The sequence below is a fragment of the Streptomyces sp. NRRL F-6492 genome (genome assembly GCF_001280125.1).
In the GTDB taxonomy this organism is placed as follows: domain Bacteria; phylum Actinomycetota; class Actinomycetes; order Streptomycetales; family Streptomycetaceae; genus Streptomyces.
The window spans coordinates 118,396-139,880 of record NZ_LGEG01000001.1 but is presented as its reverse complement, the minus strand read 5'-3'; the positions used below and the strand labels follow the sequence as shown (position 1 = coordinate 139,880).

The 21,485-nt window shown below is 72.2% G+C and carries 18 protein-coding genes; 11 read left to right on the top strand and 7 right to left on the bottom strand.

Features of this window, described 5'->3' with window-relative positions; translation table 11 throughout:
- Nucleotides 1-21: 21 nt before the first annotated feature.
- From ADL08_RS00560 to ADL08_RS00550, 3 genes are all read right to left on the bottom strand, one after another.
- Entirely contained in the window at nt 22-675 is a 654-nt protein-coding gene (locus ADL08_RS00560) for a hypothetical protein (RefSeq protein ID WP_053639987.1), read from the bottom strand.
- 161 nt (nt 676-836) lie between these two features.
- A complete protein-coding gene (locus ADL08_RS00555) occupies nt 837-2,285 on the bottom strand; it encodes a metallophosphoesterase (protein WP_053640099.1) in 1,449 nt (482 codons plus the stop codon).
- A 333-nt stretch (nt 2,286-2,618) separates the two neighbouring features.
- Nucleotides 2,619-3,725: a LacI family DNA-binding transcriptional regulator gene (locus ADL08_RS00550; RefSeq protein WP_053639986.1), complete on the bottom strand. Its 1,107-nt coding sequence runs from the start codon at nt 3,723-3,725 to the stop codon at nt 2,619-2,621.
- Between the two features lie 390 nt (nt 3,726-4,115).
- Here ADL08_RS00550 and hisC point away from each other — a divergent pair, with 390 nt between their 5' ends.
- The 5 genes from hisC to ADL08_RS00525 all read left to right on the top strand — a co-directional run bounded on the left by hisC (nt 4,116) and on the right by ADL08_RS00525 (nt 13,336).
- Nucleotides 4,116-5,213 carry a histidinol-phosphate transaminase gene (gene hisC / locus ADL08_RS00545; protein WP_053639985.1) on the top strand — a complete coding sequence of 366 codons (1,098 nt, stop codon included), beginning with the start codon at nt 4,116-4,118 and terminating at the stop codon, nt 5,211-5,213.
- 244 nt (nt 5,214-5,457) lie between these two features.
- On the top strand, nt 5,458-6,966 hold the full coding sequence (locus ADL08_RS00540) for a cytochrome ubiquinol oxidase subunit I (RefSeq protein ID WP_053639984.1): 1,509 nt from the start codon (nt 5,458-5,460) through the stop codon (nt 6,964-6,966).
- Between the two features lie 18 nt (nt 6,967-6,984).
- Nucleotides 6,985-7,989, top strand: a complete 1,005-nt coding sequence (gene cydB / locus ADL08_RS00535; RefSeq protein ID WP_053639983.1) for a cytochrome d ubiquinol oxidase subunit II — start codon at nt 6,985-6,987, stop codon at nt 7,987-7,989.
- Nucleotides 7,990-8,015: 26 nt separating this feature from the next.
- Complete coding sequence (gene cydD, locus ADL08_RS00530) at nt 8,016-11,600, top strand: thiol reductant ABC exporter subunit CydD (protein WP_199836919.1); 3,585 nt, start codon at nt 8,016-8,018, stop codon at nt 11,598-11,600.
- 23 nt (nt 11,601-11,623) lie between these two features.
- The gene (locus tag ADL08_RS00525; protein ID WP_053639981.1) at nt 11,624-13,336 is read left to right on the top strand and encodes a GAF domain-containing sensor histidine kinase; all 1,713 of its coding nucleotides are present in this window, start codon (nt 11,624-11,626) and stop codon (nt 13,334-13,336) included.
- An 82-nt stretch (nt 13,337-13,418) separates the two neighbouring features.
- Here ADL08_RS00525 and ADL08_RS00520 read toward each other — a convergent pair whose 3' ends face one another.
- Nucleotides 13,419-14,309 (bottom strand): Cof-type HAD-IIB family hydrolase, encoded by an 891-nt coding sequence (locus tag ADL08_RS00520; protein WP_053639980.1) that lies wholly within the window; start codon nt 14,307-14,309, stop codon nt 13,419-13,421.
- Between the two features lie 220 nt (nt 14,310-14,529).
- Between ADL08_RS00520 and ADL08_RS00515 the strand changes: the two genes are divergently transcribed.
- Nucleotides 14,530-14,829: a hypothetical protein gene (locus tag ADL08_RS00515; protein WP_159042955.1), complete on the top strand. Its 300-nt coding sequence runs from the start codon at nt 14,530-14,532 to the stop codon at nt 14,827-14,829.
- A 145-nt stretch (nt 14,830-14,974) separates the two neighbouring features.
- Here ADL08_RS00515 and ADL08_RS36990 read toward each other — a convergent pair whose 3' ends face one another.
- Nucleotides 14,975-15,115 (bottom strand): hypothetical protein, encoded by a 141-nt coding sequence (locus ADL08_RS36990; protein WP_159042956.1) that lies wholly within the window; start codon nt 15,113-15,115, stop codon nt 14,975-14,977.
- Nucleotides 15,116-15,257: 142 nt separating this feature from the next.
- A complete protein-coding gene (locus ADL08_RS00510; protein ID WP_159042957.1) occupies nt 15,258-15,605 on the bottom strand; it encodes a hypothetical protein in 348 nt (115 codons plus the stop codon).
- 160 nt (nt 15,606-15,765) lie between these two features.
- Here ADL08_RS00510 and ADL08_RS00505 point away from each other — a divergent pair, with 160 nt between their 5' ends.
- The 3 genes from ADL08_RS00505 (at nt 15,766) to ADL08_RS00495 (ending at nt 17,921) form a co-directional block, all read left to right on the top strand.
- A complete protein-coding gene (locus ADL08_RS00505; RefSeq protein ID WP_053639977.1) occupies nt 15,766-16,761 on the top strand; it encodes a helix-turn-helix transcriptional regulator in 996 nt (331 codons plus the stop codon).
- A 345-nt stretch (nt 16,762-17,106) separates the two neighbouring features.
- Nucleotides 17,107-17,712: a helix-turn-helix transcriptional regulator gene (locus tag ADL08_RS34930; RefSeq protein ID WP_107091946.1), complete on the top strand. Its 606-nt coding sequence runs from the start codon at nt 17,107-17,109 to the stop codon at nt 17,710-17,712.
- Nucleotides 17,709-17,921, top strand: coding sequence for an MbtH family protein (locus ADL08_RS00495; protein ID WP_053639976.1), 213 nt, complete (start codon nt 17,709-17,711; stop codon nt 17,919-17,921). The genes ADL08_RS34930 and ADL08_RS00495 overlap by 4 nt, the downstream gene beginning before the upstream one ends.
- Here the strand turns inward: ADL08_RS00495 and ADL08_RS00490 are convergent.
- Nucleotides 17,881-18,657, bottom strand: coding sequence for a 4'-phosphopantetheinyl transferase family protein (locus ADL08_RS00490; protein WP_053639975.1), 777 nt, complete (start codon nt 18,655-18,657; stop codon nt 17,881-17,883). The genes ADL08_RS00495 and ADL08_RS00490 overlap by 41 nt on opposite strands.
- 403 nt (nt 18,658-19,060) lie before the next feature.
- Here ADL08_RS00490 and ADL08_RS00485 point away from each other — a divergent pair, with 403 nt between their 5' ends.
- Together ADL08_RS00485 and glyA are read left to right on the top strand one after the other, a co-directional pair.
- Entirely contained in the window at nt 19,061-19,882 is an 822-nt protein-coding gene (locus ADL08_RS00485) for a TauD/TfdA family dioxygenase (RefSeq protein ID WP_053639974.1), read from the top strand.
- A 129-nt stretch (nt 19,883-20,011) separates the two neighbouring features.
- Nucleotides 20,012-21,379: a serine hydroxymethyltransferase gene (glyA, locus tag ADL08_RS00480; RefSeq protein ID WP_053639973.1), complete on the top strand. Its 1,368-nt coding sequence runs from the start codon at nt 20,012-20,014 to the stop codon at nt 21,377-21,379.
- Nucleotides 21,380-21,485: the final 106 nt, after the last annotated feature.

The window sequence follows — 21,485 nt, the reverse complement described above, 5'->3', positions numbered from 1 at the left end:
CCGTCGTCGCGGGGACTTCCGTCAGGGGTCGGAAGGGTCGGAAGGGCCGGTGGCGGCGAGGGCGTCGCGGAGGAAGGGGAGGACGCCGCGTTCGAGCAGGGCGAGGCGCCAGGCCTCGCGGGCGCGGGAGAGTTCGTCGTCCGGGGCGGCGCGCGGGCCGCCCGTGCTCACCTCGGCGGGACTGTTGCGCAGGGCCGTGACGAGGAGCCCGGCGGCCGCGCAGAGCAGTCCGGCGGCGGCGAGGGAGCCGAAGACCAGGCCGGCCGTGAGCAGGGTCGCGCCGAACGCCACGGTGGGGGCGAGGGCGTGCAGCACCGCGCCGACCAGCAGGAAGATGACGGAGGCGGCGCCCGCGAGGACGGGGACCATGACGGTGACGATCGCGACGGCGCCCGCGCCGGGGCCGGGGAGGTCGTACGGTGCCGGGACGCTGGCCCCGGCGGCCGTGCGGTTCTGCTCGCGGACCTTCACGAAGTGGTCGTACTCGCTCGCGGCCGCGGAGGTGACGAGCGCTGTCGCGTTCAGCGTCATCGCGCGTAGCTGCGGGACCGTGAGCCGGGTGCCGACCCCGGCGAGTTCCGGACGTGCGTGGGCGGTGCTCAGTGCGTCGTCGAGGACCCGCTCGTACTCGGCGCGGTCCTCGGTCAGCAGGTGCGGAGCCACGTTCATGTGCATCCCCCGATGCTCCGTAGGCCCGTGACGGTCGCGAAAAGGCGGCCGGGCGGGCGGAAACGGAGGAGAGCCTGCTACGGATGCACCCGATGGTATTGCGGCGACGCCACGGGCTGACAGGGTGTTTCCGGAAATCGCCCTCCCCGGATGCGCAGGGTGATGCGTCAGGCGTGCGGTCCGCCGTTCAGGGGGAGTTGGACGACCAGTAGCTTTCCGGCCATGGTCACTCCGCCGTCCATGGCGATCGCGAGTCCGTCGGCGTACACGTGCGGTCCGTCGACGACCGGGCCGCCGCCGTCCTCGCCGTCCTCGGTGCCGACCTGGCCGAGGAGGTACGGGATCGGGCTGTGGCCGTGCACGATCCGGCTGCCGCCGTAGGTGGCGAGCAGCTCCTGGACGGCCTGCGGTCCCCCGTCGTCACGGAACGCGAAGCGCTTGGTGAACTTCCGGAAGACGTCCCAGACCTCGTCCGCGTCGTTCCGGTTGAGGATCTCGTGGACCGTGTCGTTGACGTCCTCGATGGTCTCGCCGTATTCGAGGTACGCGGTGGTGTCCGAGTGCACGAGGAGGTGGTCGTCCTCCCGCACCACGGCGTCGAGCCGGGACATCCACTGGAGGTGGACGTCCTGGAGCCGGTCCATGTCCTGCTTCTGGCCGCCGTTGAGCAGCCAGGCGGCCTGGAAGGTGGCGGTGCCCGCGCCGGAGTTGACCGGGGTGTCCCCGAAGCGCTTGGCGCCGATGAGCAGCAGTTCGTGGTTGCCCATGAGGGCCTTGCAGTAGCCGCCGGCGGCGGCGGCCTCGGCGGAGAGCCGCATGACCAGGTCGATCACGCCGATCCCGTCGGGGCCGCGGTCGGTGAAGTCGCCGAGGAACCAGAGGCGGGCGTTGCCCGCGGCCCAGCCGCCGTTCTCGTCGATGAGGCCCTGGGCGCGCAGGGCCGCGAGGAGTTCGCCGAGGTAGCCGTGGACGTCCCCGACGACGTAGAGGGGACCGGGTCCGTCGCCGGACGGGGCCTCGCCCGCGGGGGCGGGCACGGGGGAGACCTTCACCTGGACGGTGTCGCCGCGGTTGATGACGGGCAGGTCGCGCTCGGTCGGCGTGTACCCCTCGGGCACCTCGCCCTCGGGGAACGCGTTCCCGGGGTGGCCGGAGGCGACGGGGGCCGCGTGCCCGGCCGGGGAGGCGGGGTACGGGGGTGCGACGGTGCGGTGGCCGAGGTGGAGGGTCGGGTCGGCGGGCATGGGCGCGGGCGCCTGCGGCGGGGGCGGGGGCGTCTGCGGTACGGATGCCTGCGGTACGGGCTCGGCCACCGGGGGGCGCACCGGGACCGGCGCCGGAACCGGCGCGGCCTCGACCGGGATGGGCGCGACGGGGCCGGAGTGCGGCGCGGGGGCGGACTGCGCCGTCCGCTGCTCGGCTGCGGCGGCGTGCGGTTCCGGGGCCGGGTGCGCCGCCGGGTGTTCGGTGGCGTGTCCGTGCTCCGCCGGCGTCGGCTCCGGGCCCGAGGGCTCGACGGCATGGCTCTGCACGGGCACGCGTGCGTACGGCGGTACGCGGAAGTCACGCAATGTCGCCGTGCGTACCACGGGCTCCTGACCGGCCCCCTGAGTCATCGACCCCTCCACCACCGTCGCGATGCCCTGCACATCGCGGACCGGCCTGGTCGGGGTGGCCCGCGGTGTCGTCCGCCCATCATAGGAATGAGCGTCCTCCTGTGTGACGCACCAGGGGTGGTGAATCCGGGTCCACTCCGGGTTCACCGGTCGTTTCGCCCGAATTGGGAAGGTCCAGTCCAGGGTTGGGGCCGGTGCGGTGATCGGTTTCGCCGTTCTCGCCCGTGGGCAGGGACGAGAACGGCGTGTTCGAAGGCGTTCCCTTCCGGGGAGCCGGACCTTCGTGTCGGTCCTTCGCGCGCGCCGGTCCTTCGCGCCGGTCCTTCGCGCGCGTCAGTCCTTCGCGGGTGAGCGCGGCGGGCTGACCGTCGTGCGGGGCGGGCGGCGCTGCGAGGAGGTGCGGACGATGAGTTCGGTCGGTATCACCTGCTCGACCGGTCCGTCGGTCTCGACCCCCTCGATGGCGTCGATGAGGAGCTGGACGACGGCCGTGCCGATCCGGCGCGGTTTGAGCGAGAGCGTCGTGAGGGGCGGTTCGGTGGTGGCGTAGCCGGCCGACTCGCTGCAGCAGACCAGCAGGAGGTCCTCCGGGACGCGCAGGCCGTAGCGGCGCGCGGCCGAGAGGAGGTCGGTTCCGTTGGGGTCGAAGAGGCCGTACACGGCGTCGGGCCGGTCCGGGCGGGCGAGCAGCCGGTCGGCCGCGACGGCGCCCGCGCACGGATCGTGCGCCGGATAGGCCTCGTAGACGGGGTCCTGGCCCACCCGCGCGCACCAGTCGAGGTAGGCGGTGGTGGACAGGCGGGTGTACGTGTCCGTGCTGGTGCCGGTGAGGAGGCCGATGCGGCGGGCGCCGGCGTCGGCGAGGTGGTCGAGCAGGTCGAGGACGGCGGCTTCGTGGTCGTTGTCGACCCAGGCGGTGACCGGGAGGGTGCCGGCGGGGCGTCCGTCGGAGACGACGGGCAGGCCCTGGCGGACCAGTTCGGTCACGACGGGGTCGTGGTCGGAGGGGTCGATGACGACGGTGCCGTCGAGGGCGACGTTCGACCAGACGTCATGGCGGGAGGTGGCGGGGAGGATGACCAGGGCGTAGCCCCGGGCGAGCGCGGCCGATGTGGCCGCCCTGGCCATCTCCGCGAAGTACGCGAATTCGGTGAAGGTGAAAGGTTCATCCCCGTACGTGGTCACGGTCAGGCCGATGAGTCCCGACTTGCCGGTGCGGAGCGTGCGGGCCGCCGCGGACGGGCGGTAGCCCAGCCGGTCGGCGACCTCGCGGACGTGGCGGCGGGTGGCGTCGGGGAGCCGGCCCTTTCCGTTGAGCGCGTCGGAGACAGTCGTGATGGAGACCCCGGCGGCGGCGGCCACGTCCCGGATGCCCGCCCGGCCCTGCCGGCTTCCCCGGGTCTGTGCCCGGCTCACCTGGTGCTTCCCTGCTGCTGTCATGGCGAGCCGATAGTAGGGCGATGAGGGGCGGTCGGGACGGACGCATATGCAGACGTTGACAGGCACGTTTCTGCATGATCGAGACCCGGTAAATGGGCTTGAATCAAAGGTAGTTGCAGCTCTTCGCCTATGTCTTGGTGCCGACAGATGGCGTGGGCTGGGCGAAGGGTCGAAGTCTCGAAGCGGTCTCAACTCACCTCTACGGGGGATGCGCGCCACGGCGCCCGCCACCGGCGCGCGCCACCCGGGTGCGCGCCCCCACCCTCCGGGCCGGCCGTGGATCCGGTGAGGAGCCGTGTCCCTCCTGTTGTCCGCGGCCCATTCGCAGCGGCGGCGAATCCTCTTAAGGTGAGCAGTATTGGCGGTACGGACGGTCGAGGAGGCCACACTGTGAGCGAGACCAGCGGGACGAGCACCGGCAGCCCCAAGCTGCGCGCCGAGCTGGACGGCGTCCCCACCTACAAGCCGGGCAGGCCGGCCGCCGCGGGCGGGCCCGTGGCCTTCAAGCTGTCCTCCAACGAGAACCCCTACCCGCCGCTGCCGGGGGTCCTGGAGAGCGTGGTGGCCGGTGCCGACACCTTCAACCGGTACCCGGACATGGCCTGCACCGGTCTGATGCAGGAGCTGTCGGAGCGCTTCGGAGTGCCCGTCTCGCACCTGGCCACGGGCACCGGCTCGGTCGGGGTCGCGCAGTCGCTGCTCCAGGCGACCTCGGGCCCGGGCGACGAGGTGATCTACGCCTGGCGCTCCTTCGAGGCGTACCCGATCATCACGCAGATCAGCGGGGCCACCTCGGTGCAGGTGCCGCTGACCGACGGCGAGGTGCACGACCTCGACGCGATGGCGGAGGCGATCACCGACCGGACCCGGCTGATCTTCGTCTGCAACCCCAACAACCCCACGGGCACCGCGGTGCGCCGGGCCGAGCTGGAGCGCTTCCTCGACCGGGTGCCCTCCGACGTCCTGGTCGTGCTCGACGAGGCGTACAAGGAGTTCGTGCGGGACCCCGAGATCCCGGACGGCATCGAGCTGTACCGCGACCGTCCCAACGTCGCCGTGCTGCGCACCTTCTCCAAGGCGTACGGCTTGGCCGGGCTGCGGGTCGGCTTCGCGGTCGCCCACGAGCCGGTGGCGGCGGCGCTGCGCAAGACGGCGGTGCCGTTCGGCGTGAGCCAGCTGGCGCAGGACGCGGCGGTGGCCTCGCTGCGGGCCGAGGACGAGCTGCTCGGCCGGGTCGGGTCGCTGGTGGCCGAGCGCGAGCGGGTCCGCGCGGCGCTCGTGGAGCAGGGCTGGACCGTGCCGGACACCCAGGCGAACTTCGTCTGGCTGCGGCTCGGCGAGCGGACGGCGGACTTCGCGGCGGCGTGCGAGCGGCACGGCGTCGTGGTGCGCCCGTTCGCCGGCGAGGGCGTGCGCGTCACGATCGGCGAGGGCGAGGCGAACGACCTGTTCCTCCAGGCGGCGGAGGCCTTCCGCAAGGAGCTCTGAGCCGGACCGGGAGAACCGAGGGGCGTTTCGACGGCCCCCGCGAGCGGTTGCTCGCGGGGGCCGTCGGCGTGTGAGCAAAGAGACGTCCCGGAAGGGGCCCCCGGAGACAAGTACGTATTTCGTATGAGCAATAATGCTTGTGAATGTGAACGCGTTCACAAGCGCATCCCGGTTCGTCCCGCTATCGGACGAATGGCCGGGGTGGGTCACCACGGTGATCACGGTGATGTAAGGAGAGATCGACGTGGACCTAGCTCTGGCGCCAGAGACTCTGGCGCGCTGGCAGTTCGGCATCACCACCGTCTACCACTTCCTCTTCGTCCCGCTGACGATCTCCCTCGCGGCGCTCACCGCCGGGCTCCAGACCGCCTGGGTGCGGACCGAGAACGAGAAGTACCTCAGGGCGACGAAGTTCTGGGGCAAGCTCTTCCTGATCAACATCGCCATGGGTGTCGTCACCGGCATCGTGCAGGAGTTCCAGTTCGGCATGAACTGGTCCGACTACTCGCGCTTCGTCGGGGACATCTTCGGCGCCCCGCTCGCGTTCGAGGCGCTCATCGCCTTCTTCTTCGAGTCGACCTTCATCGGTCTGTGGATCTTCGGCTGGGACAAGCTGCCGAAGAGGATCCACCTCGCCTGCATGTGGATGGTGTCGATCGGCACCGTCCTCTCCGCGTACTTCATCCTGGCGGCCAACTCCTGGATGCAGCACCCGGTGGGCTACCGCATCAACGAGGAGCGCGGCCGGGCGGAGCTCACCGACTTCTGGCTCGTGCTCACCCAGAACACGGCCGTCGCGCAGTTCTTCCACACCATCACGGCGGCCTTCCTGGTCGGCGGCGCGTTCATGGTCGGCATCTCCGCCTTCCACCTGGCCCGCAAGAAGCACATCCCCGTGATGCGGACCTCGCTGCGGGTCGGCCTGATCACCCTGATCATCGCCGGCCTCGGCACCGCCATCAGCGGTGACCTGCTCGGCAAGGTCATGTTCAAGCAGCAGCCGATGAAGATGGCCGCCGCCGAGGCGCTCTGGGACGGCGAGGCGCCCGCCCCCTTCTCGATCTTCGCCTACGGCGACGTCGACAAGGGCCACAACAAGGTCGCCGTCGAGATCCCCGGCCTGCTGTCCTTCCTCGCGAACGACGACTTCAGCTCGTACGTCCCCGGCATCAACGACGTCAACAAGGCCGAGCAGGAGAAGTACGGCCCCGGCGACTACCGGCCCAACATCCCCGTCGCCTACTGGGGCTTCCGCTGGATGATCGGCTTCGGCATGGCCTCCCTGACCCTGGGGATGATCGGCCTCTGGCTGACCCGGAAGAAGTTCATGCTGGCGCCGGGGCTGCGGACGGGCGAGGACGAGGTGCCGCACCTGGTCCTCTTCAAGGACAGGGCCCTCAGCCCCCGGATCGGCAGGTGGTACTGGATCGTCGCGCTCTGGACGATGCTCTTCCCGCTGATCGCCAACTCCTGGGGCTGGATCTTCACCGAGATGGGCCGTCAGCCGTGGGTCGTCTACGGCGTGCTGCGCACCCGGGACGCGGTCTCCCCCGGCGTCTCCCAGGCCGAGGTCCTCACCTCCATGATCGGCTTCACCCTGCTCTACGCCGTCCTCGCGGTCATCGAGGTCAAGCTCCTCGTCAAGTACGTCAAGGCGGGCCCGCCCGAGCTGACCGACGACGACCTCAACCCGCCCACCAAGATCGGCGGGGACACCCGTGACCCCGACCGGCCCATGGCCTTCTCGTACTGAGGCTCAGGAGACCGAGGCATGGAACTTCACGACGTCTGGTTCGTACTCATCGCCGTCCTCTGGACCGGCTACTTCTTCCTGGAGGGCTTCGACTTCGGGATCGGCATCCTGACCAGGCTGCTGGCCGGGGACCGGACCGAGAAGCGGGTCCTCATCAACACCATCGGACCCGTCTGGGACGGCAACGAGGTGTGGCTGCTCACCGCCGGCGGCGCCACCTTCGCCGCCTTCCCCGAGTGGTACGCGACGCTGTTCTCCGGCTTCTACCTGCCGCTGCTGCTCATCCTGGTCTGCCTGATCATCCGGGGCGTGGCCTTCGAGTACCGGGCGAAGCGGCCCGAGGAGAACTGGCAGCGCAACTGGGAGCAGGCCATCTTCTGGACCTCGCTGCTCCCCGCGATCCTCTGGGGCGTGGCCTTCGGCAACATCGTCCGGGGCGTGAGGATCGACGCGGACATGGAGTACGTGGGCACCTTCTTCGACCTCCTCAACCCGTACGCGCTCCTCGGCGGACTGGTCACGCTCACCCTCTTCACCTTCCACGGCGCGGTCTTCGCCTCGCTCAAGACCGACGGTGACATCCGGGTGCGGGCCAGGGCGCTCGCGCTCAAGCTGGGCCCGGTCACGGCGGCGGTCGCACTCGTCTTCCTGATCTGGACCCAGGTCCACACGGGCGGCGCCGCCAGCTTCGTGGCGATGGTGGTCGCGGCGGTGGCGCTGGTCGGCGCGATCGTCGCCATCGGGGCGGGGCGCGAGGGCTGGTCGTTCGCGCTCTCGGGCGTCACGATCGCCGCCTCGGTGGCGATGCTCTTCCTGGCGCTCTTCCCGGACGTCATGCCGTCTTCGCTCGACCCCGAGTGGAGCCTCACCGTGACGAACGCGTCGTCGAGCCCGTACACGCTCAAGATCATGACGTGGTGCGCCGCGATCGCGACCCCGCTGGTGCTGCTCTACCAGAGCTGGACCTACTGGGTGTTCCGCAAGCGGATCGGTACGCAGCACATCGCCGACAGCGCCCACTAGGGCCGGCCGGCGCTCAGAGAAGGGGCATGTTTCACGTGAAACCGATCGACCCGCGTCTGCTCCGGTACGCCCGGGCCACCCGTCTCTTCCTGATCGCGGTGGTCGTGCTCGGCCTCGTCGGGGCGGTGCTGGTCGTCGCCCAGGCGATGCTCGTCGCCGAGATCGTGGTGGGCTCCTTCAAGGAGGGCCGGTCGGTCTCCGCCCTGGCCACGCCCCTGCTGCTGCTCGCCGGAGTGGCGGTGGCGCGGGGGCTGGTCTCCTGGCTGACCGAACTCGCCGCCCACCGGGCGAGCGCGGCGGTCAAGTCCGAACTCCGGGGGCGGCTCCTCGGCCGCGCCGCCGCGCTCGGGCCGGGATGGCTCGGCGGACAGCGGACCGGTTCGCTGATCGCCCTCGCGACGCGGGGCGTGGACGCGCTCGACGACTACTTCGCCCGCTACCTGCCCCAGCTGGGCCTCGCGGTGGTCGTACCGGTGGCGGTCCTGGCCCGGATCGTCACCGAGGACTGGGTCTCGGCGGCGATCATCGTCGTCACGCTGCCGCTCATCCCGCTCTTCATGATCCTCATCGGCTGGTACACCCAGGCCCGGACGGACCGGCAGTGGAAGCTGCTCTCGCGGCTCTCCGGCCACTTCCTGGACGTGGCGGCCGGTCTTCCCACCCTCAAGATCTTCGGCCGGGCGAAGGCCCAGGCCGAGTCGATCCGCGCGATCACCTCCGCGTACCGGCAGGCGACGATGCGCACGCTGCGGATCGCCTTCCTCTCCTCCTTCGCCCTCGAACTCCTCGCCACCCTGTCGGTCGCCCTCGTCGCCGTGACCATCGGCATGCGCCTGGTCCACGGCGACCTCGACCTCTACACCGGGCTCGTCATCCTGATCCTGGCGCCCGAGGCGTACCTCCCGCTGCGGCAGGTGGGAGCGCAGTACCACGCGGCGGCGGAGGGGCTCGCGGCGGCGGAGGAGATCTTCGACGTCCTGGAGCGGCCGGTACGGGACGGGGGGACGGGCGCGGTCCCGGACTCCGCGCGCCTCGAACTGGACGCCGTGACGGTGCGGCACGCGGGGCGCGCCGAGCCCTCGCTCGACGCGGCGACGCTGACGGTCGAGCCGGGCGAGACGGTGGCCCTGGTCGGGCCGAGCGGCTCGGGGAAGTCGACGCTGCTCGACGTGGTCCTCGGGTTCACGGCTCCGGAACCGGGCGGCACCGTCCGGATCGGCGGCGAGGACCTCGCGGGGCTCGACCCGGAGGCCTGGCGGTCGCGGATCGCCTGGGTGCCGCAACGCCCGTACCTCTTCGCGGGGACGATCGCCGAGAACGTACGGCTCGCCCGCCCGGACGCCTCCGACGCGGCGGTACGGGAGGCCCTGCGGGACGCGGGCGCCGACGGGTTCGTCGCGGAGCTGCCGGGCGGGCTCGACACCCCGCTCGGCGAGGACGGCACCGGGCTCTCGGCCGGGCAGCGGCAACGGCTCGCGCTCGCCCGCGCGTTCCTGGCCGACCGGCCCCTGCTGCTGCTCGACGAGCCCACGGCCGCGCTCGACGGCGAGACGGAGGCGGGCGTGGTCGACGCGGTCCGGCGCCTCGCGGCCGGCCGGACGGTCCTGCTCGTGGTCCACCGCCCGGCACTGCTCGCGGTGGCGGACCGGGTGGTGAGCCTGGGAACGGACACCGGGACATCGCCGGTGCCGGTGTCGGCGCCGGTCGGCGGGGCGCCCGGCACGGCCGAGGCGGTGGTCCGGTCCGGGACGGCGGCCACGACCGGTGCGGCCGAGACGGCCTTCACCGTCGGCGCGGCCGCAGAGGACGGAAGCGTCCCCGGCACCACGGCCCCGCGCCACGTGCTGCGGCGGGTCCGGGACATGGCCGGGGAGCTCAAGGGGCGGATGGCGCTCGCGCTGCTGCTCGGAAGCCTCGCCCTCGGGTCCGCCGTCGGGCTCATGGCCGTGTCCGGCTGGCTCATCTCCCGGGCCTCCGAACAGCCCCCCGTCCTCCATCTGATGATGGCGGTCACCGCCACGCGCGCCTTCGGCATCGGCCGGGCCGTCTTCCGTTACGCCGAACGGCTCGTCTCGCACGACGCCGTCCTGCGGATGCTCGCCGACCTGCGGGTCTCCGTCTACCGCCGGCTGGAGCGGATCGCTCCGGCCGGTCTCGGCCGCACCCGGCGCGGAGACCTGCTCTCCCGGCTCGTCCAGGACGTCGACGCGCTCCAGGACTACTGGCTGCGCTGGCTGCTCCCGGTGGGCGCCGCGCTCGTCGTGGGCGTCGGAGCCGCCGGATTCACGGCCTGGCTGCTGCCCGAGGCCGGGGCCGTCCTCGCCGTGGGCCTGCTGGTCGCGGGGATCGCCGTACCGGCGGCCGGCGGGGCCCTCGCCCGCCGGGCCGAACGACGGCTCGCCCCCGCGCGCGGCGCCCTGGCGACCACCGTGGCCGACCTGCTGCGCGGCTGCGCCGAGCTGACGGTGGCCGGCGCGCTGCGGAGCCGTACCGAAAGGGCCCGGGAGGCCGACCTCGCCCTCACCGGCATCGCCTCCCGGCAGGCCGCCGCCGCCGCGCTCGGGGCCGGGCTCTCCGCCCTGGTCTGCGGCCTGACGGTCGCGGCCGCCGCGTTCGTCGGCGTCCAGGCCGTACGGGAGGGGCGGCTCGACGGCGTGTCCCTCGCCGTGGTCGTCCTGACGCCGCTCGCCGCCTTCGAGGCCGTGACCGGTCTTCCGCTCGCCGTCCAGTACCGGCAGCGCGTCAAGCACAGTGCCGAGCGGGTCTTCGACGTGCTCGACGCCGCCGTGCCCGTACACGAGCCGCGGACGCCCGCCGCTCCCCCGGCGGGCCCGTTCCCGCTCGAACTGTCCGGGCTGGCCGCCCGGCACGCCGGACAGGAGCGTCCGGCGCTCACCGGCTTCGGGCTCACCCTGGAGGCCGGGCGCCGGGTCGCCGTCGTCGGCGCCTCCGGCTCCGGCAAGACCACGCTCGCCCAGGTGCTGCTGCGGTTCCTGGACGTGGAGTACGGCATGTACCGGCTCGGCGGCGTGCCCGCCTGGGAGCTGGACGGGGACGCGGTGCGGCGCCTGGTCGGCCTGTGCGCCCAGGACGCGCACCTCTTCGACAGCTCCGTGCGCGAGAACCTGCGGCTCGCCAAGGTCGGCGCGGACGACGCGGAGCTGCGCGAGGCGCTGCGCCGGGCCCGGCTGCTCGACTGGGTGGACGGGCTGCCCGACGGGCTCGACACCCTCGTGGGCGAGCACGGCGCGCGGCTCTCCGGCGGCCAGCGCCAGCGGCTCGCGCTCGCGCGGGCCCTGCTGGCCGACTTCCCGGTCCTCGTCCTCGACGAGCCGGCCGAGCACCTGGACCTCGCCACCGCCGACGCGCTCACCGACGACCTGCTGCGGGCCACCGAGGGCCGCACCACCGTCCTCATCACCCACCGGCTGCACGGCCTGGACGCCGTCGACGAGGTGATCGTCCTGGACGGGGGCCGGACCGTGCAGCGCGGGCCGTACGCCGAGCTCGCGGCGGAGGACGGGCCGCTGCGCCGGATGCTGGAGCAGGAGAGGGCGACGGATCTGCTCGCCGTCGCCGCGACGACCGGGGCGGCCGACTTTTCTCGCTAAATAGGACTTACTAGGCTCAAGGCATGACCGCCACCGAGTCCGGCGCCCCGGACCCCCTGGAAGCCGCCACCCGGGCCACCCGCAGCCTCCAGGGGCTGTCCACGGAGCTCACCGCCCGCGTACCGCAGCTCCTGGAGGCCATGCGCTCGGTCGGCACCGGGCTCGAACTCCACTCCACCCTCGACCGCATCTGCGAGACCGCCGCCGAACTCGCCGGCGCCCGCTACGCGGCGATCGGCGTCGTCGACGACGACGGCGACGGCCTCTCCGACTTCGTCACCTTCGGCGTCGACGAGGACACGGCCCGCCGGATCGGGCGCCGCCCCGACGGCCACGCGGGGCTGCTCGGCGCGCTGATCCGCGACCCGCAGACCATCCGCCTCGCCGACCTCTCGAAGGACCCGCGCGCGGCGGGCTTCCCGCCCGGCCACCCGCCGATGCGGACCTTCCTCGGCGTCCCCATCCGGGTCCAGGGCGAGATCTTCGGCAACCTGTACCTCGCGGAGAAGCGCGGCGGGGACGACTTCAACGACTACGACGTGCACATGGTCCGGGTGCTCGCCACCGAGGCGGGCATCGCCATCGGCAACGCCCGCCTGTACGAGGCCGCCCGGCAGCGCGAACGGTGGATCGACGGCTCGGTCGCCGTCACCACCGCCCTGCTCTCCGGCGGCGACGCCGACGACGCCCTCACGGTCGTCGCCGAACAGGCCCGCCGGCTCGCCGACGCGGACGCCGGCATCGTGCTGCTCCCCGCCGAGGAGGGCGGCCTGGAGGTCGTCGCGGTCTCCTCGCCCCGGTCCACGAAGTGGCTGGGCGTGGTGGTCCCGCCCGAGAGCGACGTGGTGCGGCAGCTGTTCGAGGGCGAGGCGGTCTTCGTCCCGGACGCCTCCTCGGACCCGCGCATGACCAGCCCGCTGACCTCGACGTACGGGCCGAGCATGATCCTTCCGCTGCAGAGCGGCGGGCGGGTGCTCGGGGCGCTCGCCATGCCGCGCGTACGGGACGGCCGCCCGTTCACGGAGACGGAGCGGACGCTCGCCACCCAGTTCGCCTCGCAGGCGGCGCTCGCCCTGATGATGGCCGACGCACAGCGGGACCGGGAGCGCCTCGCCGTCTACGAGGACCGCGACCGGATCGCCCGTGACCTGCACGACCTGGTCATCCAGCGGCTCTTCGCCACCGGCATGATGCTGGAGAGCGCCCAGCGCAGGTCGATCGTGCCGGCCGTGCGCGAGGGCGTGGGCAAGGCCGTGGACGAGCTGGACGTGACCATCCAGGAGATCCGTACGGCGATCTTCGCGCTCCAGCAGGGACCCGCGGAGGCCCCGTCGGGGCTGCGCACCCGGGTCCTGCGGGAGATCAACATGGCGGCCGTGCCGCTCGGCTTCAAGCCCGCCCACCGCTTCCTCGGCGCGATCGACTCGACGGTCGGCGAACTCACCGGCAAGAACCTCATCGCCGCGCTGCGCGAGGCGCTCTCCAACGCGTTCCGGCACGCCGACGCGAGCCGGATCGAGGTGGTCGTCGACGCCGGCGTCACCCTGCCCGACGGCTCCGCCGGGGTGCGCCTGTCGGTCGCCGACGACGGCGTCGGCATCCCGGCGGGCGGGCGGCGCAGCGGTCTGCGCAACCTGAGGCGCCGGGCGGAGTCCCTGGGCGGCGCGAGCCGGTGCGGGCCGGGGCTCGGGGACGGCGGCGGGGGGACCACGGTGGTGTGGGAGGCGCCGCTGTAGCGGTGTCCGGTTCGGGCCCGCGGTTCCGGTTCGGGCCCGTGGTTCCGGGTCACGGGTCCGGTTCGGGCCCGCGGTTCCGTGGCTAGTTCGGGCCCGTGGTTCCGGCGAGGGCCTCGGCGACGAGCTGCTCGATGACGACGGCCACGCCGTCCTCGTTGTTGCCCGTCGTACGGTCGGAGGCGGCGGTGAACACGTCCGGGTGGGCGTTGCCCATCGCGTACGAGCGGCCCGCCCAGGTGAGCATCTCGATGTCGTTCGGCATGTCCCCGAAGGCGACGACCTCCTCGGCCGTGATGCCGCGCTCGGCGCAGCACAGGGCGAGGGTGGAGGCCTTGGAGACGCCGAGCCCGCTGATCTCGATGAGGGCGGTGGGGCTGGACCGGGTGAAGGCGGCCCGGTCGCCCGCGGCCGTCCTGGCCACCGCGAGGAACGCGTCGGGGTCCAGCTCCGGGTGCTGGGCGAGCAGCTTGAGCACGGGGGCCGCCGCACCGGCCTCCTCCTCGAAGAGGAGCTTCTCGGCGGTGGCGACGGTGGCCCCGGGGTCGAGGAAGAAGGGCGGGTAGTGCGGTTCGTAGTGGATGCCGGTGGTGAGCTCCACGGCGAAGGAGGCCCCGGGCGCGGCGGCGCGCAGGGCCTCGACGACGTCGAGGGCGACCGGCCGCTCCAGCGGGCGGACCTCCAGGAAGGTGCCTCCGGAGTGGAGGTCGACGACGGCGGCGCCGTTGGCGCAGATCGCCATGCCGTGTCCGTGGACGTGCGCGCTGACGACGTCCATCCAGCGGGCGGGGCGGCCGGTGACGAAGAAGACCTCGATCCCGGCCCGCTCGGCCGCGGCGAGGGCGGCGACCGTGCGCTCCGAGACGGTCTTGTCGTCGCGGAGCAGCGTGCCGTCGAGGTCGGTGGCGATCAGCCGGGGCACCGGGGCGGAGGGGCGCGGGGACCGCGGGGGCCGCGGAGAACGGGGAGAGGTCACCGCACCATTCTTCCGCACCTCGTGCACGGGCGTGCGAGGAGCCGCACATATGAGTGGAGGAAAAGGGGCGGAGGGTCGGATTCGAGCCGCCCGTGGGACACCCGTGGGGCCCGTGTGACGCTTTCGGTCCGTTCGGACGTGGCCGTAAGCATTCGTTCGTTTTTCGGGTGGCGGGGAAGGATCCGGAAAGGTGACGGCGTCTCTGAGGGGGAGGCGGGGCATGGTCGCGGGTCGGCGGAGCACGGAGTGCGACTTCTGCGGCGTCCCGTACGGGGCGTGGGTGGCGAGTCTCGGCATGGCCCTCTGCCCGGAGTGCGAGCGGACCGGGGCGGAGCGTCCCGCCCGGGAGCCCGTTCTGGTGGGTGACGTCCTGGCCGGTCTGGACGGGCTGGACGGGCTGGACATCCTGGCAGGTCTGGCCGGTCTGGACGGGCTAGACGGTCTGGACGGTCTGGACGGTCTGATCGGTGTGTCGGCCCCACCCGAAACGGAGCGGAGTCGCGTCCGGCGGGATTCCTGATCCGCCGCGTGCGGTGACCGCGCGCCGAAAAGCCGAAACGGCACCGAAGACCTTCGTCTTCGATGCCGTCCCACATTCTGGAAAGGGCACTCCGGGCGCCCGCCTCCCGCACCGCCGGTCCGACGCCTTGGCGTCGGGGCGGACATCAGCCCCAGATCATGTCGTTCGGCGCGGGGGAGCCGGCGACCACGGAGTCCGTGGTGTCGCCGGACGCGGCGATCGCGGGGGTGAAGAGGGCAAGGGCCGTCAGGACAATCGCGGCCCAGCGGGCGGGACGGAAGCGCATCAATGTAAGGATCCATTCCGAAGCGAGTGGCTTGTTCGTTCTGTGAGAAGAAGCTTCGCCAAGCGGAAACGGCTTCGGAAGAGAGTTCCGGTGGACGGAACGGGCCCTGGACCGAAGCGGTCAGCGGGGCGCGTCCCCGGGGTCATTCCACGAGGCCTTCGAGGCGGCCGAAGCCGTCGAAGCTGTCGAAGCTGTCGAGGCCGTACGGAGCGAGGAGCGGCGCCTCGGAGCGGCCGACCCGCCAGCCCGGGAGCGGACCGACCTCGGCCACCGCGCGTCCGCACAGCCTCGCCGCCGTCTCCTCCGCGTCCATCAGGCGTTCGGCCAGCAGGTAGATGCCCACCGTCACCCCCTGCTCCGGGTGGGGGTGGACGACCACGTGTTCCACTCCGTCGTCGGGGCGTGCCAGGGCGCGGAGGAGATCCACGAGGTTCCGGGGGATGCACAACTCCGCCTTCCTGTTGAGGAGTTCGGTGTGAACGAGATACACGCCTCGCATTTTCCCAAAAGGGCAAACAGGGGAGAAGAGCACCGGTAAGTCCCATTCCTGCAATGGCCGGTACAGTCCACGACTCCTTACTGTGTAAAACGAGCCACTCGTGGGATGATGCGATGGTCTTTACTGCGAGGCCTCTGGGGGGAGATACGCCGTGCTCAAGTCGCTTGGTCTCGATTCCGTCGCCGAGGCCGTCTACAGAGGCCTCCTGACACAGCCGCGTGACGGCGTGGCAGACCTCGCCGAGCGACTGGAACTCACCACCGACCAGGTCCGCCACGGACTGGACACCCTGAGCGAACTGTCCCTGCTGAGACCCTCCTACGAACGGGAGGGCGAGTTGTGGCCCGTATCGCCCGAGGTCGGCCTCCAAGTGCTGATGGCGCGTCAGCAGGCCGAACTCGCGGCGCACCAGAAACGGCTGGAGGAGTCGCGCGCGGCCGCGGCCCGGCTGATAGCGGAGTACGCGGAAATACGGCCGGACGACAACCGCCCGCACAGCGAGCGCCTGACCGGGATCGACCAGATCCGCGACCGGCTCGCGGCGCTCACCCGGGACACCCGGGAAGAGGTCATGACCTTCGCGCCGGACGGGCCCCAGCGGCCGGAGCACATCGAGGCGGCGAAGCCGCTCAACCAGGAGCTGCTGGAGCGCGGTGTCCGGATGCGGACGGTCTACCTCAACAGCGCCCGCAACAGCCCGCACACCCTCCAGTACGTGAGCTGGCTGTCCAAGCTGGGCGGCGAGGTGCGCACCGTGCCGACGCTGCCGACCCGGCTGATCGTCGTCGACCGCAAGGCCGCCGTCATCCCCGTGAACAGCAACAACAGCGCCGAGGGCGCCGTCGTGCTGACCGGCCAGGGCACGCTGACCGCGCTGTGCGCGCTGTTCGACGGCGTCTGGAACGGCGCCCGGCCGCTGAACGAGGAGAGCAGGGCCGACGACCAGGGGCTCACCGACCAGCAGTCCATGGTCGTGATCCTGCTCGCCGAGGGCCACACGGACGAGACCATCGCCAAGCGGCTCGGGGTGTCGCCGCGCACCGCGCGACGGCTCGCCTCCGAGCTGATGACCCGGCTCGGGGCGCGCAGCCGCTTCGAGGCGGGCGTGCGCGCGGTGCAGAACGGCTGGCTCTCCGAGCAGCGTTGAGCCGTGGCCGTGGCCGTGGCCGTGGCCGTGGCGGTGGCCCTGGTCTTGGCCCTGGCTGTAGTCGTCGTGGCCGTGCTCGGGACCGTGCCGGCGTACCCGTAACCCCGTCGTGCCCCTGATCCGACCGGCCCTTCGCGGACCGGTCCCTTCGGCGTGCGCCCGCACCCCGCACCCCGTACCCCGTGCGCCCGCACCCCGTGTCCCCCCGCTCCGGTCGGGGTGGATGTCCCCTTGCGTCCAGGGCCCCAATGGGCCACCGGAGGCGTCTTCCGGTCCGCGTTCCGATCATGGAGATTGGCCCGTACAGCCGGAGTGGACCGCGCCCGGCGCAGACGGGAGGACGACATGGTGCGCGCCGGGATCTTCGTCCGGAACCAGCTCGCCCTGCTGGGCATCCGCTGTCTGCTCGACGCGGAGACCGACATCCAGGTCGCGTTCGCCACGGCGACGCCCTTCGCGGTGGCGGCCGGCACGGTCGACTGCCTGGTGCTCGACCTGGACCTGCTCGACGAGCTGCCCGGGCTCCCGGGCGGGACGGCGGGGGTGCCCGTCGCCCGGACGGTCCTGCTGACCGCCGACGGCACGGCCCCGGACCGGATCGGCGAGACGCATCCGTTCGACGGCGCGCCCCCGCTGCTCGTGGACGCCATCCGGCGGGCCGCCGGACCGGATCCGGCCACGGCCCGGGCCGGGCCCGTCGCCCGGCAAGGCGTCGCCACGCTCTCCCCGCGCGAGCGGGAGGTGCTCGGGCACCTGGTCGAGGGCTGCACCCACGACCAGGCGGCCCGGCGGATCGGCATCAGCCAGCACACGGTCGACACGTACGTGAAGCGCATCCGCTCCAAGCTCGGCGCGCACAACAAGGCGCAGCTCGTCCGCGCCGCCCTGACCGCCCCGCGCGTCCAGCCCGCGCGCACCGAATTCCGACAACGACAGCAGGTGGAGACATGACGACCGAGAACACCGGCACCCATCTCGTGGTCCGCAACCACGAACTGCAGTACTCGCTCTGGCCCGTCGAGCGCGAACTGCCGGCCGGCTGGGAGCCGGACGGGTTCCGCGGCGACCCCCAGGAGTGCCTCGACCACATCGAGGGGACGTGGACGGACATGCGTCCGCTCAGCGCCCGGGCCTCCGGGCCCACGGCGGTCCCGAACTGAAGGCGGCGGCCGAGGGGCGGCTCCGGGAGTAGGCGGTGAAGGCCAGCGGTCCGCCGCCGATCACCGCGGCCGCGGCCGCGCAGCCCGCGCCCGCGTCCAGGTCCTCCAGGACGAAGTCCTCCGCGGGCCGGGCCGCGGGACCGCCCAGGAACAGGACCCTCGGGTCCTCCTCCGGAGCCGACACCCCGACCTCGGACAGCGGCACCCGCAGCCCCTGGCCGGTCGCCTTGAGCACGGCCTCCTTCCGGGTCCACATCCGGTGGAAGCCGCTCACGGTGGCATGGGCGGGAGTACGGGACTCCGCCGGTCCGACGACGTGGGGGAGCAGCTCCGCGGGCGTCACCGAGGCGCTGATCTCCTCCACGTCGATCCCGACCGGGCCCGCCCGGGTGACGGCGACCGCCACCCGGGCGCCCGAGTGCGAGACCGACACCTGGAGCCCGGTGCCCGGCAGTTCGGGCTTGCCGTGGTTCCTGGAGCAGTCGGGACAGCGGGCGACCACCTCCACCCGCCCCGGCGGAAGACCGAGGTAGCCGGCCGCGGCGGTGCGCAGCAGGGCCCGTCCGGCGACGAACCGGTCGCGGTCCTCCGTCCTGCGCAGCAGGGGGATCCGTGCCCGTTCGGCCTCGTCCAGCAGGGCGAGGCAGTCGTCGGTGACCGTGGCCGGATCCGCCCACCAGACGTGGCAGTCGGCCGTCCCGAGGACCGGGGTCGCCGGGGGTGCGTCAAGCAGCACGTGCCCTCCCTGGGGTCGGGGCCCTGTCCACGGCGAGCGCCCCGTGCCGGAGCCCCGCGGGCCGGCCGGGTACGGCGTCGGGCCCGGATTCGTCCTTCACCGCATCACCCTCCACGCGTCGTCCGCCACCGGTAGGCCTCTCATGATCACGGCGGCACGGCGCGAACACACGCCCCCGAAAGCCGTGACACCCGTTCCGGGGACAGCGCGCACCACCGTCCATGGACGGAATTACGCACCCCCGCCATTGACCGGATCAGTCCAGTATCCCGATATTGCCCACCCGTTCCGCACGCATCTAACGTCACGGTAGTGATCGAATGTCAGGGCCTCTCCCAACGTAGGAATTCTCATGGCGACAACTCCCTTCAAAACCTCTCCCCTTTCCGATCACCACGGCCTGGTGATCGAAAGCGCGGATCTTCCCATCGGTGAACTTCCGCACTCCGAGATCTCCGAACTCTTCAAGCAGCACGGCACGTTGATGTTCCGCGGCTTCGGTGCCACCGCCGACGATTTCCGCGCACTCGTGCAGAAGTTCTCGTCGAAGCTCTTCTTCCACCAGAACCCCAATCGCGAGACGATTTCCGACGACGGCGCGGTGCTCCTCGTCGACGCGCACCGGAATCCCATTCCGGCGCACTCCGAGATGAGCTACTGCCCGCTGCACCCCGGACTCCAGTGGTTCTACTGCGTGCGGCCGGCCGACGAGGACGGCGAGACGACGGTCTACGACGGCGTCGAGGCGTACAAGCGGCTCGCCCCGGAGACCCGCGAGCTGTTCGACCGGCTCCGGCTGACCTGGCGCCTGCCGTTCCCGACCGCCCCGGAGCACCAGGAGCGCGTGTTCGGCACGGCCGACCGCGCCGAACTGGAGGCGCTGTTCGCCACGTTCGACGACTTCGAGTACGACTTCGACAACGCCGGGAACCTCAACTGGAAGTGGACCGTCTCCGCGGTCCCGCGCGCGCCCTACGCGGACGTTCCCACGCTGTGCAACAGCTACCTGGGCTCGGGCGCGCTGGTGTCCTTCGAGGACGGGTCGTCCATCCCGCAGCACTGCCGCTGGGACGCGCTCGACGCCACCGAGGAGGTGCGGGTCGACCTCCAGTGGGAGGCCGGGGACATCGTCATGATCGACAACAAGCGCGTGATGCACGGCCGGCGCGGCTTCGAGGACCCGGACCGCAAGGTCGCGGCGATGCTCTCGACGCCGAACTTCTGACCGGCCCCCCTCCCGTCCTCCCGCGACCGCCGTCCTCCCGCGACCGCCGCCCCCCGCCCGAAGGCCTCCGCCCGCCGCCCTTCGCCGCAGGTCTCCGCCCGTCGCCCCTCACAGTTTGGAACCGCCCCCATGACCCACGCCGTCGGCCTGCCCACGCTCACCGGTCCGACCGCCCCGCTGTCGTCCTTCTACGAGAACGCCCTGCACGCCATGGAGCTCGGGGACCCGGCCCTCTACGGGCTCCTCGACGACGAGCTCCGCCGGCAGCACGAGACCCTCGCCCTGGTCGCCTCGTGCAGCCCGGTGACCCCCGCGGCACTGCTCGCCGAGGGAAGCTTCTTCGCCAACGTCACGGCCGAGGGCTACCCGGGCAAGCGGTTCCACGCCGGCTGCGTGAACGTCGACAAGGTCGAGCGGCTCGCGATCGAGCGGGCCAAGCAGGCCTTCGGCGCCCGCTACGCCAACGTCCAGCCCCACTCGGCGAGCACCGCCAACCAGGTGGTCATGAACGCGCTGCTGAGGCCCGGCGACCCGATCCTGGGCCTCGACCTGGACGCCGGCGGCCACCTCAGCCACGGCGCCTCCGTCAACATCTCGGCCCGGATCTTCGACGCGCACAGCTACGGCCTGGGGGCCGACGGGCTCATCGACTACGAGGAGGTCCGGGCGCAGGCCCTGCGGCACCGTCCGCGCCTGATCGTCGCGGGGACCACCGCCTACCCCCGTACGCTCGACTGGGCCGCGTTCCGCGCCATCGCCGACGAGGTGGGCGCGTACCTGCTCGCCGACATCACCCACATCGCCGGCCTGGTGGTGGCCGGGCTGCACCCGTCGCCGCTGGCCCACGCCCACGTCGTGACCACCTGCACGCACAAGCAGCTCTACGGCCCGCGCGGCGGTCTGATCCTGCTCGGCGACTCGGCCGACTCCGTGCTCCCCGACGGCCGGACGCTCCAGCAGACCCTCCAGAGCGGGCTCTTCCCGCTGGTCCAGGGCGCGCCGGTGGTGAACAGCATCGCCGCCAAGGCCTACGCCCTGGGGGCGGCGACCACGCCGGCCTTCACCGAGACGATCCACCGGGTGCGCTCCCTCGCGGCCGCGCTCGCCGAGCAGCTCACGGGCCGGGGCGTCCGGGTAATCTCCGGCGGCACCGACAACCACATCGTCGTGGCCGACGTCCTGACCTCGTTCGGGATCACCGGCGTCAACGCCGAGAAGGCGCTCGAACAGAGCGGCATCCTCGTCAACAAGAACCGGATCGTCGGGGACGTCCACTCCGCGTTCGTGACCTCGGGCGTGCGGTTCGGCAGCAACAGCATGGCGGCCCGCGGGTTCGACACCGCCGACCTCGTGGAGGTCGCGGACCTCGTCTGCGAGGTGCTGACCGCCACCGAGAACACCTCCAAGAACACGTACGCGCTCGACCCCGCCGTCCGGGAGCGCGTCCGGGAGCGGGTCCGTTCCCTCTGCCACCGCCGGCCCATCGCCGGTTACTGACCGCGTTTCCCCGGGCGGACCGGCGGCGCCCCCCATCGCCGCCGGTCCCGCCACCGCGGTGCGCCCGCGAACCCGCCCCGCCCGCCCGGACTCCAGAATTCCCACG

Bases quoted from the DNA above. Each gene is read 5' to 3' on its own strand.
- ADL08_RS00560 (WP_053639987.1), bottom strand. From the start codon at position 675: ATGCACATGAACGTGGCTCCGCACCTGCTGACCGAGGACCGCGCCGAG.
- ADL08_RS00555 (WP_053640099.1), bottom strand. From the start codon at position 2,285: ATGACTCAGGGGGCCGGTCAGGAGCCCGTGGTACGCACGGCGACATTG.
- ADL08_RS00550 (WP_053639986.1), bottom strand. From the start codon at position 3,725: ATGACAGCAGCAGGGAAGCACCAGGTGAGCCGGGCACAGACCCGGGGA.
- cydB (WP_053639983.1), top strand. From the start codon at position 6,985: ATGGAACTTCACGACGTCTGGTTCGTACTCATCGCCGTCCTCTGGACC.
- cydD (WP_199836919.1), top strand. From the start codon at position 8,016: ATGTTTCACGTGAAACCGATCGACCCGCGTCTGCTCCGGTACGCCCGG.
- ADL08_RS00525 (WP_053639981.1), top strand. From the start codon at position 11,624: ATGACCGCCACCGAGTCCGGCGCCCCGGACCCCCTGGAAGCCGCCACC.
- ADL08_RS00515 (WP_159042955.1), top strand. From the start codon at position 14,530: ATGGTCGCGGGTCGGCGGAGCACGGAGTGCGACTTCTGCGGCGTCCCG.
- ADL08_RS36990 (WP_159042956.1), bottom strand. From the start codon at position 15,115: ATGCGCTTCCGTCCCGCCCGCTGGGCCGCGATTGTCCTGACGGCCCTT.
- ADL08_RS34930 (WP_107091946.1), top strand. From the start codon at position 17,107: ATGGTGCGCGCCGGGATCTTCGTCCGGAACCAGCTCGCCCTGCTGGGC.
- ADL08_RS00495 (WP_053639976.1), top strand. From the start codon at position 17,709: ATGACGACCGAGAACACCGGCACCCATCTCGTGGTCCGCAACCACGAA.
- glyA (WP_053639973.1), top strand. From the start codon at position 20,012: ATGACCCACGCCGTCGGCCTGCCCACGCTCACCGGTCCGACCGCCCCG.